This window comes from Halomonas sp. ANAO-440 (assembly GCF_019915905.1).
Classification (GTDB): domain Bacteria; phylum Pseudomonadota; class Gammaproteobacteria; order Pseudomonadales; family Halomonadaceae; genus Halomonas; species Halomonas chromatireducens.
The window spans coordinates 1533-17717 of record NZ_JAHXBV010000033.1; the positions used below are offsets into that span (position 1 = coordinate 1533).

A 16185-nucleotide genomic window follows, 5' to 3' on the forward strand; every position below is an offset into this window, starting at 1 on the left:
TTTTCCTTCAGCCGCACCGCCTCTTCCACGGCGATCTCGCAGAAGGGGTTCATGGCCATCTTGACGTTGGTGAGGTCGACGTCACTGTGATCCGCCTTGACGCGGATCTTGACGTTGTAGTCGATGACGCGTTTGACCGCGACGAGGATCTTCATAGGTACTCTCCCGAGATATTCCACCGGCATGAAGGAACCAAATATTTCGCTTAGCGGAATTATGTTTTACTTTATATTAAAGCAACGATAAAAAAACGCACCCCCAAGGTCAAGCACCCTTGAGCGGAAGTTCACCAGGAGACGAACAGAAACCAGCCGGACAGCAGCGGAATACAGGCCAGCAGGAAACGTGCGTTCCAGCGGTAGCCAATGCGCGTCGAGGCAATACCGGTAAACCGCGACAGGATCAGCATCGAGGCGGTCATCGGCGATGACATCAATGCCAGCGCCCAACCCACCATCAGTGAGGCACCCACCAGTGCCGGCGAAAGCCCCTCGATGGGCAGTGAGGGTAATAGGCCGACAAGCAGTGTTACGGTAACAATGGGGTTGATCCCTATCTGGGCCAACCCTACAACGGTCAGCATCGCCAGTACGGCATTGGCCGCCCCTAATGGCGCGATAAGTGCCAGCATTGGTCCCAGGCTTGCCACCGGAATCAGCGCCACGCAGAGGTGGCCGAGGAAGCCCGCTGCCCCCAGCACCACCACTTCGTTGCCCATGGGAGCCACAAGCCAGGGTAACTGCCGCCGCAGGCTTGCCAGCGCCGCTGGAACACCCAGCATGCCGAGCCTGCGCCGCTGCCAGGCAAGCCAGCCAATCGCACCCAGAGGCGCCCCCATCAGGGCAGCGATCGGAAGCCGTACCTCGAGCGCCCAGGAGAGCAGGAACACAAGCGAAACGATACCGAGGAGCAGCACGCAGAACTGCGCTAATGGTGCCAGCGAAGGCACCGGATGCTTGACGCCGTCTACGGCAGGATGCGGGCCGGTCAGGTGGTCGACGGCCCACCCCACCCAAAAGATGACCAAGGCCGCGCCGATGACGTAAGGCGCCAGATCGAACCAGCGCAGCTCATGCAGATTCGAGAGCACGACAGCCACGCCGATTCCCATGGGTGAAATCAGCGGTGCCAATGAAAAACCCCGCAGAAGCGCCAGCATCATCCGCCGCTGGCGTGCCTGTCGTACCCAGGCACGTCCCTGGGCCGCCGCCAGGGTATTGCTCTTCTCGATCATGCCGGCAAACAGATTAAGCACGCCAATGTTGAGGATGATCCCGAATAGCGCCGAGCCCGCTGAGAGGATGGGATAGCGGCGGCCAGGTGGCTGAAGCAGCATGGCCTCGCCGCACCGCCTCACCAACCGCGAACGGTAGGCCGGCAGACGCAGCAGGCTGAGTGCCACGACGAAGGTGGCAAAGAAGGCGAAACGGCCGGCCGCCTCGAACAGCAGTCGCCCCGGCGCCTCGGCGTACCATAGGGCAACCATGCTGAAGATGCCGGCTGCCAGCAACAGCACGCGAGCCATGGGCGAAAGCCTGCCGCGCAATGTCATCAGGTAGGCTGCCAGAGCGAGCACGCCTATGGCCTGCATTGCCGTACTGTCGATAACCAGGTGGCACAGGGTAGACAGAGTAACCACGCCCAGCAGGCCGGCGCGCAGACGCGCCGGTGTCACTCGGGTATGCCCTCCGGTGACTCGCTGCCGCTACGACGTCGAAACGCGCCTTCGGCGATGGCCAGCAAATCGCCGTTGGCGGCAGTAACCTCACCGCTTGACAGGTAAACCTTGCGCCCTCCGCCGCGAACCCTGCCGGTAGCGCGCAAGAGGCCGGGACCAGCAGGCCCAACGAAGGTCGTTGTCAGCGATAGTGTCATGCCGCGGCGCACTCGCCCAGGCGTCTTGCAGTAGAGCCCGGCAAGGCTCAAGGCGCTGTCGAGCATCGAGGTCATGACTCCACCATGGACGATGCCGCTGCGATTGAGATGTCGTTCGTCGGCCATCAGCTCGACCATGGCGAGCCCGGCCGACCACTCCACCACGCGCATGCCGAGCAGCTCGTGATAGCCCATCAATGCCGACTCGCTCATGTTGCCCCCTCCCGTCCAGCCATGTCGCGCAGGCGACCCTTGAGAATCTTTCCGCTGGCAGTGGCAGGCAGCGCATCCATCATGACCAGGCGCGTCGGCCGCTTGTAGGGCGCCAGCCGCGGGCCGATGAATGCGTGCAGCTCGGCCTCGCTGAGCGTCGCGCCAGGCTCGCACTGGACGAAGGCGACGACTTCCTCGTTTCCCTCGACCTGGCGCCCCACGACGGCCGACAGGGTTACATCCGGGTGTTCGTTGATCACCGCCTCCACATCGGGCGGGTAGATGTTGAACCCGGAGCGGATGATCAACTCCTTGCTGCGACCAACGATGTAAAGCTGGTCGTCCTCGTCGAAGCGGGCGATATCACCGGTGTTCAGCCAGCCCTCCTCGTTCAGGCAGGCCCGTGTCGCTTCAGGCTGACGAAAATACCCCTTCATCACATTGGGGCCGCGCACCCACAGCTCACCCACATCATCGCTGCCCTGCTCGTTCTCTCCACTGTCATCAAGGGGCTCGAGGCGATACTCCAGCAGCGGCAGCACCCGACCCACGGTATTGTTGTCGAATCGGTCAGCGATGCGTGTCTGGCTGATCGTCGGACTGGCTTCCGTCAGGCCGTAGCCGTTATGCAGAGTCAGGCCGAAGGTCGACTCCACCCGCTGCTTGGTGTCGCTGTCCAACGGCGAACCACCGGCGGAGATATAGCTGAGCGAAGGTGCAACGAGCGGGCGCGCGTGGCGTCGCAGATACTCCAGGGTGCGGGCATACATGGCCGGCACTCCCTGCAACACCGTGATCCGCTCCACATCGAGCGCTTCCAGCATGGCGGCTGCATCGAAGCGTGGCACGGTATAGAGACAGGCCCCGTTGTACAGCGACCCCATGCATACCGACGACAGGCCGAAGACGTGGGACATGGGCAGTACGCCGTAGACCCGCTGACCAGGACTCAGGTGCCGCATGCCACCGGAGATCGAAGCGATATAGAGGATGCCACGGTGGGTAAGCATCACGCCCTTGGGCGTGCCGGTGGTCCCCGAGGTATAGATCATCGCGGCGACCTGTTCAGCGCCGCTGCTCTCGACGGGCTCCGGCTCAGTCTCCAGCAGCGCGGAAATCCGCAACTGACCAAGAGAAGAGTGCGAGTAGGCCACGGCCTCATGACGCAGCCCGTGGGCCTCTGCCTCCGGCGATGCCTCACTGGTGTAGAAGACCCGCCGTGGCTGGCAGTTGTCGCGGATCGAGTCGACTTCATGCGCCGAAAGGCGGGAGTTGACGATGGCTACCCAGGCGCTGAGTTCACTGGCCGCCAGCAGCAACACCACCAGGGCACGGCAGTTCTCGCCGACGGTCATGATACGATCACCGGGGCGTATACCCGATTCGACGAGCCACTCGACGGCGGCCTGGATCTCACGACCCAGCTCTGCGTAGCACCAGCGCACATGGCCATCCACCAACGCCGGTCGATCGGGAAGGCGTTCGGCATTGACCAGCACGCGGCTGCTGAGACGTTCGGGCAATTCAGCCACCAGCTCACTTGCCAGGCGCTCGAAGATTAGCTCATCCGGCGCCTGGCGGATCACTGACAGCGCCTTCTGCTGACTGGCGAGGGCCATCAGGACACCTCCCGCACCATGTCGCGGGCGATAACCACCTGCTGTATCTGGGTGGTGCCCTCGTAGATGCGAAACAGACGTACATCCCGATAGAACCGTTCCACCGCATATTCGGCCATGTAGCCGGCCCCCCCATGCACCTGCACCGCCCGGTCGGCGACGCGCCCCACCATCTCTGCGCAGAACAGCTTGCAGCACGACGCCAGGGTCGAGACCTTCTCGCCGGCATCCTTTCGCCGGGCAGCGTCGAGCACCATGGTGCGACCGGCATACGCCTCGGTCTTGCTGTCGGCAAGCATCGCCTGGATCAACTGATGATCGGCCAGGCGGACCCCGAACTGCTTGCGCTCGATGGCATAGTTGAGCGACTCCTCTACCAGGCGCTCGGCCACACCGACGCAAACAGCGGATATATGCAATCGGCCGCGGTCGAGTACCTTCATGGCCGTCTTGAAGCCCTGGCCCTCCTTTCCGCCGATGATGTTCTCGGCCGGCACCCGGCAGTCGTCGAAGATGATGTCGCAGGTATGCGCTCCCTTCTGGCCCATCTTGTTGTCCGACGGGCCACGCTTGAGTCCGGGAGTCCCACCCTCCACGATGAAGGCGGTGATGCCACCCGCCCCCTTGTTGTCGGGGTCGGTACGTGCCATGACCGTGAACAGGTCGGCCTCGGGGCCATTGGTGATGTAGCGCTTGGTACCATTTAATACATAGTGGTCGCCGTCACGCACCGCCGTGGTCCTGAGGCTGGCCGCATCGGAGCCGGAATCAGGTTCGGTCAGGCAGAAGGAACTGAGCAATTCACCGGTGGCCAGGCGCGGCACGTACTTCTTCTTCTGTTCGGGGGTGCCGTCGATGAGGATGCCTTGGGCGCCAATACCGTTGTTGGTGCCGAAGATAGACCGGAAGGCTGGCGAGGTCTTGCCAATCTCCATGGCAACCAGCGCCTCCTCTTCCATGGTCAGTCCAAGACCACCGTACTCCTCTGGAATCGACAGACCGAATAGCCCCAGCTCTTTCATCTCCTGAAGCAGCCCGGACGGGACGGCATCCTCTTCGGCAAGACGTGCCTCATTGGGTATCAGGCGCTCGCGCACGAAGCGGGAAATGGTGTCGACGAGTTGATCGAGCAGTTCGGGATCGCGAATCATGGCATGTCCTCGGCTGTTGGCGGGCTACCCCTGGGGTGGGTGACGTCACTTGATGTTTCGCATGGCAGAATGGACGCCCACATTGTTGTCAGGCACTGTTGCATAGCCTAGGATGGCAGTCAATTAACGGAACACGGTTTCGCTTTGCGGAATCTCCTGACAAAACGAGAATACGCCAAACGAGGATACCGCCATGTCGACCGATACCTCATCGACCCCTGCTCACGCCCCCTCCACCCCCTTCCGTACCCTGGGCATCGTGGGCACGGGCGCGATGGGCAGGGGCATTGCCCAGATTGCCGCCCAGGCCGGCCTGACCGTGTACCTGCACGACCAGCGTGAAGGTGCCGTTGCCGAGGCACGCGAATTCATCGCCGGCATATGGGCCCGCGGCGTACAAAAGCAACGCTTGAATGAAGTCGAAGCTGAGCGCCATCGTGCCAGCCTCAAGGAAGCGGCGAAGCTGGCGGAGCTGGCCGAGTGCGACATCGTCGTCGAGGCCATCGTCGAAAGGCTCGAGGCAAAGCAAGCTCTGTTCCAGCAGCTCGAGGAGATCCTCGACGACCAGGCGGTGCTGGCCACCAATACCTCATCGCTCTCGGTGACAGCCATTGCCTCGGCCTGCCGCAACCCGGCTCGTGTGGTCGGCTTTCACTTCTTCAACCCGGTCCCGCTGATGAAGATCGTCGAGGTGATCCCGGGGCTGCGCACTGCCCCCGAGGTGACCGAACGGGTCGCGGCATTGGGCAAGGCCATGGGGCATTTCACCGCACGCGCTACCGACACCCCAGGCTTCCTGGTCAACCACGCCGGTCGCGCCTACGGTACCGAGGCGTTGCGCATTCTGGGCGAAAGCGTCACCGACCCGGCCACCATCGATCGGATCCTGGTCGACCAGGGTGGCTTTCGCATGGGTCCTTTCTCCCTTCTCGACCTGACCGGACTCGATGTGTCCCATGCGGTGATGGAATCGATCTACCACCAATACTACGAAGAGCCCCGCTTTCGCCCCTCCCCATTGACGCGTCAACGCCTGACCGCTGGACTGTTAGGGCGCAAGAGCGGCGCTGGATTCTACCGCTACGTGGATGGCAAACCGCAGGTCGCTGACGAGCCGCCCCTGCCCAGCGTGCCACCCTGTCCGGTATGGATCAGCCCGGATAACAGCGAGGCGAGGCAGGCCCTGTCACACCTCGTCGACGCCGCCGGCTGGCCGCTCGAAGACGGCGATACGCCGACGTCGGAGGCACTCTGCCTGGTGGCGCCACTGGGTGAAGACACCACTGCCGCTGCGCTGCGCCTGGGGCTTCCGCCCGAGCGCTGCGTGGCAGTCGATCTGCTGGGGGGGCTGGATGGTCGTCGTAGCCTGATGACCAGCCCCGCCACCCTTGCTGCTTATCGTAACGCTGCCATGGCGCTGCTAGGCAACGACGGCACACCAGTGAGTGCCTTCAACGACAGCAACGGTTTCGTGCTGCAGCGCGTCGTGGCCTGCATCGTCAACGTGGGCAGCGACATCGCCCAGCAGGGTGTAGCGGAGCCGGATACCATCGACCGCGCCGTGGAACTTGGGCTGGGCTACCCCCGCGGCCCCCTGGCCATGGGCGACCATTACGGTAGCCGACGGATACTCACCGTTCTCGACAACCTGCTCGCCGCCACCGGCGATCCGCGCTACCGGGCCAGTCCCTGGCTGCGCCGCCGTGCGACCCTCGGACTGCCGCTGACCACCCCTTGAGCCCAACTCGGAGATGATTTTCATGCATGACGCCTATATCTATGACGGGCTACGCACCCCCTTTGGACGCCATGGCGGCGGTCTTGCCGGCGTCCGGCCCGATGACCTGCTTGGCCATGTCCTCAGGGCCCTGGTGGCCCGCAACGACTTCGCGCCGGGCTCCTATGAGGAGGTCCTGGCAGGCTGCACCAACCAGGCCGGCGAGGACTCCCGCAATGTCGCTCGCCATGCGGGTCTGGTTGCCGGCCTGCCCGTCGAGCTGGCAGCTCAGACGATCAACCGCCTCTGCGGCAGCGGCCTCGCAGCCCTGGTCGACGCCGCCCGTGCCACGCGCCTCGGCGAGGGGGAGCTGTTCCTGGCCGGCGGCGTGGAATCCATGTCTCGCGCACCCTATGTGCTGGGCAAGGCGGAGTCTGCCTTTGCCCGCAATCAGCCAATGTATGACACCGTGATCGGCGCTCGCTTCCCCAACCCCTGGATCGCCGGCGAATTCGGCAGCCACAGCATGCCCGAGACCGCCGACAATGTGGCCCATGATCTGGGCATAGGCCGTGACGCGAGCGATGCCTTTGCCGCACGCTCCCAGGCACGCTATGCCGAGGCCCTGGCCCGTGGCTTCTACGACGACGAGCTGCTCGCCATCAAGGTGCCTCAGGGTCGCAAGCAACCCCCGCTGGTGGTCGACAGGGACGAGCACCCGCGTCCGGGTACCGATGCCGACAAGCTGGGCAGGCTCGGGGCACTGTTCGACGGCGGCGTGGTTACCGCAGGCAACGCCTCCGGGCTCAACGACGGTGCAGCCGCACTGATCGTTGGCAGTCAGGCAGCCGGCGAGCGGGCGGGAGTCACCCCGCGCGCTCGGGTCGTCGCCAGCGCGGTGGCCGGCGTACCGCCACGCATCATGGGGCTGGGGCCAGTGCCAGCCACCCAGAAGGTGCTGGAGCGCGCCGGGCTGAGCCTCGATCAGATGGACGTCATCGAGATCAACGAGGCCTTTGCTGTTCAGGTCCTTGGCTGCGTCAAGCAGCTCGGCCTCGATCACGACGACAGTCGCCTCAATGCCAACGGGGGCGCCATTGCCATCGGTCACCCTCTGGGCGCTTCCGGCGCCCGCCTGGCGCTCACCGCACTGCGCCAGTTGGAAGCCACGGGTGGGCGTTATGCGCTCGTGACCATGTGTATCGGGGTCGGCCAAGGCATTGCCACCATCATCGAGCGCCTTGATCCCTGAGCCCTTCATCGCAACGTCCCGGGCCTGGTTGCTGCGTGCGGACCGGCCCCGGGGCAATATGCGATACTCCGCGCAACCATCTCGCCACAGGGAATCCCCATGAACAAACCAGCCCCTCTGGATGATGACCAGGCCGCTCCGGCCAAGGACCGCAACTTCGTCACCGCCTTGGCTCGCGGACTCGAACTGCTGCGAGCCTTCGGCGCCGGCGAGGAGTACCTGGGCAATGCCGAACTCTCCAGCCGAACCGGCATTCCACGCCCTACGGTGTCGCGGCTGACCTATACGCTGACGCAGCTCGGCTACTTGAGGCACAACGCCCGGCTGGAGAAGTACCGTCTCGGCCCCGGCATCCTTGCACTGGGATATCGCTTCCTGGCCAATCAAGGCATCCGAGAAATCGCCCGTCCCTTCATGCAGCATCTGGCAGAAGCCACCGACTGCAATGTCAGCCTGGGCGCCGCCGACAAGACCTCGATGATGTACATCGAAAGCTGCCACGGCAGTGGGCCGCTGATCATGCGACTCGACGTGGGATCAAGACTGCCAATGGCGACAACGGCGATCGGTCGTGCCTGGCTATGCGGCTTGCCCGCCGGCCGTCGCGAAGCCATGCTGGCCGAACTCGCCGAGCTTCACGGCAGCGACTGGCCGGTCCTTGCGGCCGACATCAAGCGAAGCCAGGAGGATTACGAGCGCTACGGTTTTTGCCTCTCCGAAGGTGACTGGCAGTCACAGATCAGTGCGGTTGCCACGCCGCTGATCCTCGAGGATGGCGCTGAAGTCATGGCGATCAACTGCGGGGGCGCCTCGCACCGCCTCAGCCACCAGGTTCTGGTCGAGAACCTGGGGCCACGGTTGAAGCAGGTGGCGCAGCAGATTCTGGGTGAGTTGCAGCACGGTGGCTGATATCAACCGCCGGTAAGCCAGCCGTGGAAAGCGCTTGGACAGAGCTGGCGCACCGGCTGGTGCAGGCTGTTACGCCCAGCTGCATAAGGGTATAGTGATATCTCAGCATCATTGCAGCCAACTCCAGGGAATGACAGGCGACACGCGATGCCCCATACCGCTCCACGACCCGGTAACCTGGAACAGGATGCCGGCAGGCTTCGCGCCACCGGCGACTGGACCTTGCCCCACCATCAACGACTTCGAAAGGCCATTGGTGAGAAGCGACCCGGCCATGCCACGGATGTGCAGGACCTTGACCTGAAGGAGCTGGGCGAGCTCGACACTTCCGGTGCAGTGCTGCTGGTCGAGCTGATCGGGCCGGAGCGTATGCTCGAGGTGGCCCATTGGGCGCCCAACCAGCCTGCGGAACGTCATGCCTTGCTGTTGGCCGTAGCCGGCGCCATGCCCCACGCTGCAGCGCTTTCCCCTCGCACCCGCTCTCCTGTCCTCGCAGCGCTGGGGGAGATCGGTCGAATCATTGAGAACCTGGCGAGGCAACAGGTCCAGCTGCTTGGCTTCATTGGTCTCACCCTGAGCAGCCTGGGTGCATTACTGCTGATGCCCTGGCGTTGGCGTGTCACCGCCCTGGTCTCCCATATCCAGCAGACCGGCCTCAACGCCATCCCTATCGTCGCCCTGCTCACCTTTCTGGTCGGCGCCGTCGTGGCCTTCCTCGGCGCCACGGTACTTCGCGACTTCGGTGCCACCATCTTTACCGTCAACCTGGTGGCCTACTCCTTTCTACGCGAATTCGGCGTCCTGCTGGCCGCCATCATGCTGGCAGGCCGAACGGCAAGCGCCTTCACCGCCCAGATCGGCTCGATGAAAGCCAACGAGGAGATCGACGCCCTGCGCGCCCAGGGGCTGAGCCCCATGGAGCTGCTGGTCTTGCCTCGGGTCCTGGCAATGATGATCAGCCTGCCGATTCTCGCTTTTATCGGCATGCTCAGCGGCATCGCTGGGGGCGCGATGGTCTGTGTCCTGGCGCTGGACATCTCGCTGACGCAGTTCCTCGATATCCTGCAGCGTGACATTCCCCTGCGACATCTGCTGGTTGGCCTTGGCAAGGCGCCGATCTTTGCCTTCTTGATCGCGGTCATTGGCTGCCTGGAGGGCTTCAAGGCCAGCGGCAGCGCCCAGTCCGTCGGCGAGCACACCACGTCGAGCGTGGTACAGTCCATTTTCATGGTGATCCTGATCGATGCCCTGGCGGCCATGTTCTTCATGGAGATGGGCTGGTGAGTCGTCCCGAAGCGACAGTCGTCGAAGTACGCGGCCTGATCAATCGATTCGGCGCTCACGTGGTACACGAAGACCTTGACCTCGATATCCGACGCGGTGAGATACTCGGTATCGTGGGCGGTTCGGGTACCGGCAAGTCTGTTCTGCTGCGCAGTATCATTGGATTGAAGCAACCGGACGGTGGCAGCATCCGGGTCTTCGGCCAGGACCTGCAACGGCTACCCGCCAGTCAGCGCTCACGGCTGGAGCGACGCTTCGGCGTGATGTTCCAGCGTGGCGCCCTGTTCACCTCGCTCAACCTGCAGGAAAACGTGGCCCTGCCCCTGATCGAACATGCCGGCCTGTCTCGCGCCGATGCCGAGCATCTCGCCCGGGTCAAGCTGGCACTGGCGGGGCTGCCGCCGGAGGCCGCCCTATTGGCCCCCGACGCGCTATCCGGTGGCATGACGAAGCGAGCGGCCCTGGCGCGGGCACTCGCGCTGGACCCGGAAGTGCTGTTCCTCGATGAGCCTACTGCCGGCCTGGACCCCATCGGAGCAGCGGCGTTCGACCAGTTGCTGATGACCCTGCGCGATGCCCTGGGCTTCAGCGTATTCCTGGTCACTCACGATCTGGATACGCTATATACCGCCTGCGACCGGGTCGCGGTGATCTCCCGGAAGCGGGTTCTTGTCGCCGATGACCTGGCGACGGTCGAAGCCACTGACGATGACTGGATACGCGACTACTTTCATGGCCCCAGGGGCCGAGCGGCCAGTCAAGCCGCACAGCGGTTGGAGGAGCGGTGATGGAAACACGAGCACACCACGTCGTGATCGGCCTGTTCACCTTGCTGGCATTGGCCGGCGGCCTGCTGTTCGCTCTGTGGATGACCCAGAGTACTGGCGACCGGGAGTTCATTCACTATGAAGTCTTCTTCGATCGAAGCGTCAGCGGCCTAGCGGAAGGCAATGCCGTGGAGTACAGCGGCGTTCGGGTTGGCGAGGTCACCGACCTGCGCCTCGACCCGCAAGACCCCCGCAACGTGCTGGCACAAATCCGCGTCGAACGGCGTGTTCCCATTCGCCACGATACCCGGGCTCGGCTGGCGCTGGCCAACATCACCGGCAGCATGTCGATTCAGCTGCATGGCGGTACACCGGAGAGCCCGCTCCTGATCGCCGCACCGGAAGCGCCCCCGCCCCGCATCGTCGCCGACCCCTCACCATTGAGCGCCCTGCTCGGTGACGGCGAAGAGATTCTTGGCAACGTCAACCGCGTACTCGATCGTCTCGAGGCTCTGCTGTCAGAGGAGAACACCGATAACATTCAGAACATTCTGGCCAACCTGGAACGGACCACCGCCAGCCTGGCGCGCATCGGCGACGCCCCCAGCCGACTGGTTTCCCAAATGGAATCGCTGTCCGCAGAAGGCGTCGAGGCCCTTGAGGAGATACGCACGTTCATCGAGCGGGCCGGAGGCATGCTTGGGGGCCAGGGTGAAGAGATCATGGATGGTGCCCGACAGACCACCGCCAGCCTTGCCCGCACGGCCGAGCAGATGGAAAACCTCCTCGGTGCCAACCAGGGGGCTCTGGAAAGCGGCATACGGGGCATTGAAGGATTAGGTCCAGCGACGGTCGAGCTGCGCAATACGCTAAACACACTCAACCGCGTCATACGCCGCCTGGAGGATAACCCGACAGACTTTCTGCTGGGACGTGACAACGTCGAGGAGTTCACACCGTGAGGACAAGGCCTTGTTACGCCGGTTTTCTCGCTTTCGCCGCCGCGGGGCTGCTCTCGGCCTGCACCCTCATGCCCGCCGGTGATCCTGTCAGGCTCTATGACCTGCCCGCCAACCCCTTGGAGAACCTGCGCCAGGCCGAGGCTCCCGCAGACGGCGTCACTCTGCGCCTGGCAACACCCAATGCCGGCGGCCTCCTGGACGGGTCGCGTATTGTCGTAGTACCGACCCCCAACCAGCCTCAGGTCTATCAGGGCGCACGGTGGGCGGATGCCACGCCCGTGCTGATGCGTAATCGACTCATCGATGCCTTCCAGGAGGATGGCCGAATCACTCGCCTGATTCATGCCGACACGCCGCTCTCGGCCGACCTGGAACTCACCAGCGATTTGCGTGCATTCCAGAGCGAATACCATGGCGGCCACCCGGAAGCCGTCATTCGATTGGATGCACGCCTGATCGATACCCGCTCCCGTCAGCTTCTGGGCAGCCAGCGTTTCACCCATCGCCAAGCCGCAGCGGGTACCGACCTCGCCGCGGTGGTCGATGCGTTTGGCCAGGCGGCGGACCAGCTGGCCCAGGAGCTGGTCGACTGGACGACGGGCCAGGTGGCCGAGCGGCATGAAAGGGAAGTATTGGGTCCGTAACATCCACGTCTTACTGCAATCAAGGACACTTTCTTCAATAAAAGACATTCGGGTTGAATACCCGGCCATTACCGTCTCGATCCCGATTGGTTATCATGCTCTGCAAAAGCAAGGATGATCGATGATGGACACAAGCCCACGACAGAATCTTGGCATCAGCGCCTACAGCTGGCTGAAACATGACATTACGCGGGGCGTCTTCCAACCCGGCGAGAAGTTGTTGATGAGCCGCCTAAAGGAACGCTACGACCTGGGAATCGGCCCCCTGCGCGAAGCCTTGTCCCAACTGGTGGCCGAACGTCTTGTGGTGGCCATCAGTCAGCGTGGCTACCGGGTCGCACCGATGTCACTGGCCGAGCTGGCAGACCTCTATGACGCCCGAGCCCAGCTCGAGGGACTGATCCTGAAGCTGGCCATCGAACGCGGTGACGACAGCTGGGAGGCAGAGATCCTCGCCAAGGCGCATACCCTGTCCAAGGTGATGGAGGTCAACACCCCCGATGAGTTGCTGGATATCTGGGATACCCGCCACAAGGCCTTTCATACCGCCATTGCCAGCGGCTGTCGCTCCCCCCACCTGCTGCAGGTCCGCGAGAGTCTGTTCGATCAGGTAGAGCGTTATCGTCATCTCTGGCTACGCGAGACGGTTTTTTCCGAAGCAGCCCTGGAACGCAAGCGCCGGGAGCATGCAGCACTGGTCGATGTGATCCTGAAGCGCAAGGCCGGGCCAGCGGCCGACATGATGCGCGAGCACCTGATGACACCGGTACCAATCATTACCGAGGTCATGCAGCGTCGTGGCCTGGCGTAAGCCCCTACCCCAACAGCCCTGGCATCGCGCTGTCATGATGCGGTCACGAAAGAACGACATCATCGACAGGCACTCTCAGTGGGTGACAAGGCGGCACTCGCCTTTTATCTTTAAGCCAATACCGGTCTACCGGCCTGTCCCAGCATGATGCTGACCGACGGGACTATGGAGAGATGATGCCATGCCACATCTACTGCGCTTTCCCCGAGAAACCGAGTCCCGTCTTGAGCAGCTCTGCCTGCAGACCGGCTTGAGCAAAGCCGAGCTTATCGAGCGCTGCCTCGGCATCGGCATGGACGATCTCGAGGCCCAGCTGCACATGGAGACCGCCTCGAGGGAGCCAGCAGGGGCCAGCGAGAGAAGCCTGGATCAGCTGCTACGAGAAAGCGGACTCGGCGCTTGAGGATTGTCTCGCCGCGGGCCTCCCACCTCAGAAATTGCGCAGGAATCCGCGGTAGTCGGCGAGCGCGCGTTCACGCGCCACGGCCACAAGCCTGACCTCCTGTCCCGGCAGGCACTGGGCCAGCCTGGCGGCGGCAAGCGGCGACAGGGCCCCCAGACGGGGGTACCCTCCGATCGTCTGACGGTCATTGAGCAGGACGATTGGCTGACCATCCGGCGGTACCTGGACGGCACCAAGCGGGATTCCCTCCGAAATCATGCTTCCAACGCGACTCTCCAGCCGTGGCCCCCTCAGCCGCACCCCCATGCGATCGGCGCGATCATCGACCTGCCAGACAGAATTGAAAGCAGCATACAGGCTTGCGCCGGTGAATTCGGCGATCTGAGCGCCGGGGATCAGTGCCAATCGGCAACCTGGCCGGGGCATGAGAGGCAGCAACCCCGCCGGGATCCGGCGCTCTTCACCAGGCTCCCCCCGCCAGGCAAGGCGGTCCCCGGCCTTGAGCGGCTGGCCATCGCCGTGAAGTCCACCAAGCTGCTCCCGCGGCGTGGTACTGCGGCTGCCCAGCACTTCCGGTGCCGCAAGCCCACCGGGAAAGGCAAGATAACCGCGCAGCCCATCGCGTGGTTGACTGAAAACCAGCCGCTGCCCCTCGCGCACTGTAAAGCTCGAGCCGGGGGTGATCGGTGCATCATCAAGGCGTGCATCAAGATCCGCACCGACCCACGCCAGCCTTGTGGCGCGCTCGATTTCAAGGGTCAATCCCCCACCCACCACGATTTCCAGGGCAGCAGTATCAGGCGCGTTGCCCAGCAGCCAGTTGGCCCAATAGAGCGAGACCCAGTCGGCGGCACCGCTCTGGGTCACGCCGAGATGACGCACGCCCATACGACCGCCATCCTCGATCATGGCAAGGGGGCCGGCCTGGATGACACGCACCCCCTTGGCTCCCTCGCTGCTCATGGGCGCTCCTCCAGTGGCGTGGTATCGCCGCCCTGTGCCTCGAACTCGTCACGGGAGACGGCCTGGAAGCGCACCCGGTCTCCCGGTTTGAGTATGGGGTCACCTCGCCGGGCATGCTCGAACAGCGGCACCGCGGTGCGCCCCAGGATATTCCAGCCGCCGGGCGACGGCAGCGGATAGATGGCGGTCTGTCGCCCTGCAATACCAACGCTGCCTGCGGCAACCTTCCGACGTGGGGTCTCCAGCCGAGGCGTGGCCAGTGCCTCCTCAACTAGTCCCATGAAGCCGTAACCGGGCGCAAAGCCCAGGGCAAAGACACAGTAGTCACGGTCGCAGTGGCGCTGGACCAGCGCGTCGATGGAAATACCCGCCCGCCCCGCCACTCGCTGCAGCTCGGGACCGACATTCTCGTGATACCACACGGGTATCTCATGGCGCTGCCCTGCCTGGGTGTCCGCGGGCTGCAGGTATTCCAACGCCTCTCGAATTCGCCCATGGGCCTCGCCATGCGACAGCAGGCGGCAGTCATAGTGGACCATCAGGGTAGTATAAGAGGGGACCAGGTCGATCAGTGTCTTGTCGAAGGCCCCGCGAAGCGCCCGGTCGGCGGCGATGATCCATGCCATGTTGGACTCCTCGATGGTGTCGAAGAGCCTGACCATCAGCACGTCCATCGCCGTCGTTTCGATGCCTGCCCTCACGCTTTCACCAAACCGTGAAAGGCCTCGCGTATGGCCCGCACGGCCGCAACCGATTCGGGGTTGTCCCCATGCACGCAGATCGTATCGCAGGGAAGTTTGAGGGCAGAGCCGTCGCTGGCCGTCAGGGCCTCGCCCCTGGCCAGTGCCACCGCCTGGGCCACGATGGTGGCTTCGTCGTGATGAACGGCGTTCGGAAGCCGGCGCGAGACCAGGTGGCCCTGGGCATCGTAGGCGCGATCGGCAAAGGTCTCGAACCAGATCGACAGCCCCATTTCAGCGGCAAGCGTACGAATGGGCTGAGGGTCCGCCGTTGCCATCACCATCAGGGGGAGGCTGGGGTCGTAGGCAAGAACCGCCCGCATCACTCCCTCGAGCAGCGCAGGATCCCGTGCCATGTCGTTGTAGAGGGCGCCATGGGGTTTGACGTACTTGATGGCGGTACCTTCCGCCCGGCAGAGCCCCGCCAGGGCGCCGATCTGGTAGAGCACCATGTCCTCGACTTCAGCGGGGGTGCAGGCCATCGACCGGCGACCAAAGCCCATGAGGTCGGGATAGGCGGGGTGAGCGCCCACCCGGACACCATGTCGGGCAGCCAATGCCACGGTGTGGCGCATCACGTGAGGGTCCGAGGCATGAAAGCCGCAGGCGACATTGGCGCAATCCACGAAGGGCATCACGTCCTCATCCATGCCCAGGGTCCAGTTGCCGAAGCTTTCCCCCATGTCGCAATTGAGCAAGGGCATGACCATGACGATTCCTTTTATTTTGAAGAGTCAATATCTACTGCTTGGATTACTCACTATATGGAGAGGTCTTTTAAGGTGCCAATCGTTTTTTCCGATAGTAAATATCGGCGCCCCCTATCAAGCTGATATTATTTACAAAAATGGTTGACGACAGCTTCCCGGAGGATT

Annotated in this window: 16 protein-coding genes and 1 pseudogene; 9 read left to right on the forward strand and 8 right to left on the reverse strand. The window is 63.5% G+C overall.

Annotated elements, in window-relative coordinates; all coding sequences use genetic code 11:
• The 5 genes and pseudogenes from KZO25_RS20095 to KZO25_RS16890 form a co-directional block, all read right to left on the reverse strand.
• Positions 1–155: pseudogene (locus KZO25_RS20095) on the reverse strand (electron transfer flavoprotein subunit beta/FixA family protein); the annotation flags it as partial.
• 131 nt (positions 156–286) lie between these two features.
• Positions 287–1675: a hypothetical protein gene (locus KZO25_RS16875; RefSeq protein ID WP_223137873.1), complete on the reverse strand. Its 1389-nt coding sequence runs from the start codon at positions 1673–1675 to the stop codon at positions 287–289.
• Positions 1672–2088 (reverse strand): PaaI family thioesterase, encoded by a 417-nt coding sequence (locus tag KZO25_RS16880; RefSeq protein WP_223137874.1) that lies wholly within the window; start codon positions 2086–2088, stop codon positions 1672–1674. Before KZO25_RS16880 ends, KZO25_RS16875 begins: the two co-directional genes overlap by 4 nt.
• Entirely contained in the window at positions 2085–3707 is a 1623-nt protein-coding gene (locus KZO25_RS16885) for a class I adenylate-forming enzyme family protein (protein ID WP_223137875.1), read from the reverse strand. Before KZO25_RS16885 ends, KZO25_RS16880 begins: the two co-directional genes overlap by 4 nt.
• Positions 3707–4858, reverse strand: a complete 1152-nt coding sequence (locus KZO25_RS16890) for an acyl-CoA dehydrogenase family protein (RefSeq protein WP_223137876.1) — start codon at positions 4856–4858, stop codon at positions 3707–3709. The genes KZO25_RS16885 and KZO25_RS16890 overlap by 1 nt, the downstream gene beginning before the upstream one ends.
• Positions 4859–5051: 193 nt before the next feature.
• On the opposite strand from KZO25_RS16890, the gene KZO25_RS16895 reads away from it, so the two are divergent.
• From KZO25_RS16895 to KZO25_RS16935, 9 genes are all read left to right on the forward strand, one after another.
• Positions 5052–6596, forward strand: a complete 1545-nt coding sequence (locus KZO25_RS16895; RefSeq protein ID WP_223137877.1) for a 3-hydroxyacyl-CoA dehydrogenase — start codon at positions 5052–5054, stop codon at positions 6594–6596.
• Between the two features lie 22 nt (positions 6597–6618).
• On the forward strand, positions 6619–7827 hold the full coding sequence (locus tag KZO25_RS16900; RefSeq protein WP_223137878.1) for a 3-oxoadipyl-CoA thiolase: 1209 nt from the start codon (positions 6619–6621) through the stop codon (positions 7825–7827).
• A 99-nt stretch (positions 7828–7926) separates the two neighbouring features.
• Positions 7927–8736, forward strand: a complete 810-nt coding sequence (locus KZO25_RS16905; RefSeq protein ID WP_223137879.1) for an IclR family transcriptional regulator — start codon at positions 7927–7929, stop codon at positions 8734–8736.
• A 147-nt stretch (positions 8737–8883) separates the two neighbouring features.
• On the forward strand, positions 8884–10020 hold the full coding sequence (locus KZO25_RS16910; RefSeq protein ID WP_223137880.1) for an MlaE family ABC transporter permease: 1137 nt from the start codon (positions 8884–8886) through the stop codon (positions 10018–10020).
• Positions 10017–10808: an ABC transporter ATP-binding protein gene (locus KZO25_RS16915; protein ID WP_316935788.1), complete on the forward strand. Its 792-nt coding sequence runs from the start codon at positions 10017–10019 to the stop codon at positions 10806–10808. Before KZO25_RS16910 ends, KZO25_RS16915 begins: the two co-directional genes overlap by 4 nt.
• Positions 10808–11749 carry an MlaD family protein gene (locus tag KZO25_RS16920; protein WP_223137881.1) on the forward strand — a complete coding sequence of 314 codons (942 nt, stop codon included), beginning with the start codon at positions 10808–10810 and terminating at the stop codon, positions 11747–11749. Before KZO25_RS16915 ends, KZO25_RS16920 begins: the two co-directional genes overlap by 1 nt.
• Positions 11746–12393 carry an ABC-type transport auxiliary lipoprotein family protein gene (locus KZO25_RS16925; protein ID WP_223137882.1) on the forward strand — a complete coding sequence of 216 codons (648 nt, stop codon included), beginning with the start codon at positions 11746–11748 and terminating at the stop codon, positions 12391–12393. The genes KZO25_RS16920 and KZO25_RS16925 overlap by 4 nt, the downstream gene beginning before the upstream one ends.
• A 124-nt stretch (positions 12394–12517) precedes the next feature.
• Entirely contained in the window at positions 12518–13204 is a 687-nt protein-coding gene (csiR, locus tag KZO25_RS16930; RefSeq protein WP_223137901.1) for a DNA-binding transcriptional regulator CsiR, read from the forward strand.
• A gap of 181 nt (positions 13205–13385) precedes the next feature.
• Positions 13386–13607, forward strand: a complete 222-nt coding sequence (locus KZO25_RS16935) for a hypothetical protein (protein ID WP_223137883.1) — start codon at positions 13386–13388, stop codon at positions 13605–13607.
• A 27-nt stretch (positions 13608–13634) separates the two neighbouring features.
• On the opposite strand, the gene KZO25_RS16940 is transcribed toward KZO25_RS16935, so the two are convergent.
• From KZO25_RS16940 to KZO25_RS16950, 3 genes are read right to left on the reverse strand one after another with little or no spacing between them, the layout of a single operon-like run.
• On the reverse strand, positions 13635–14570 hold the full coding sequence (locus KZO25_RS16940; RefSeq protein ID WP_223137884.1) for a biotin-dependent carboxyltransferase family protein: 936 nt from the start codon (positions 14568–14570) through the stop codon (positions 13635–13637).
• Positions 14567–15244, reverse strand: coding sequence for a 5-oxoprolinase subunit PxpB (gene pxpB / locus KZO25_RS16945; RefSeq protein WP_262489105.1), 678 nt, complete (start codon positions 15242–15244; stop codon positions 14567–14569). The genes KZO25_RS16940 and pxpB overlap by 4 nt, the downstream gene beginning before the upstream one ends.
• Positions 15245–15267: 23 nt before the next feature.
• Positions 15268–16020, reverse strand: a complete 753-nt coding sequence (locus KZO25_RS16950) for a 5-oxoprolinase subunit PxpA (RefSeq protein ID WP_223137886.1) — start codon at positions 16018–16020, stop codon at positions 15268–15270.
• Between the last annotated feature and the right edge of the window lie 165 nt (positions 16021–16185).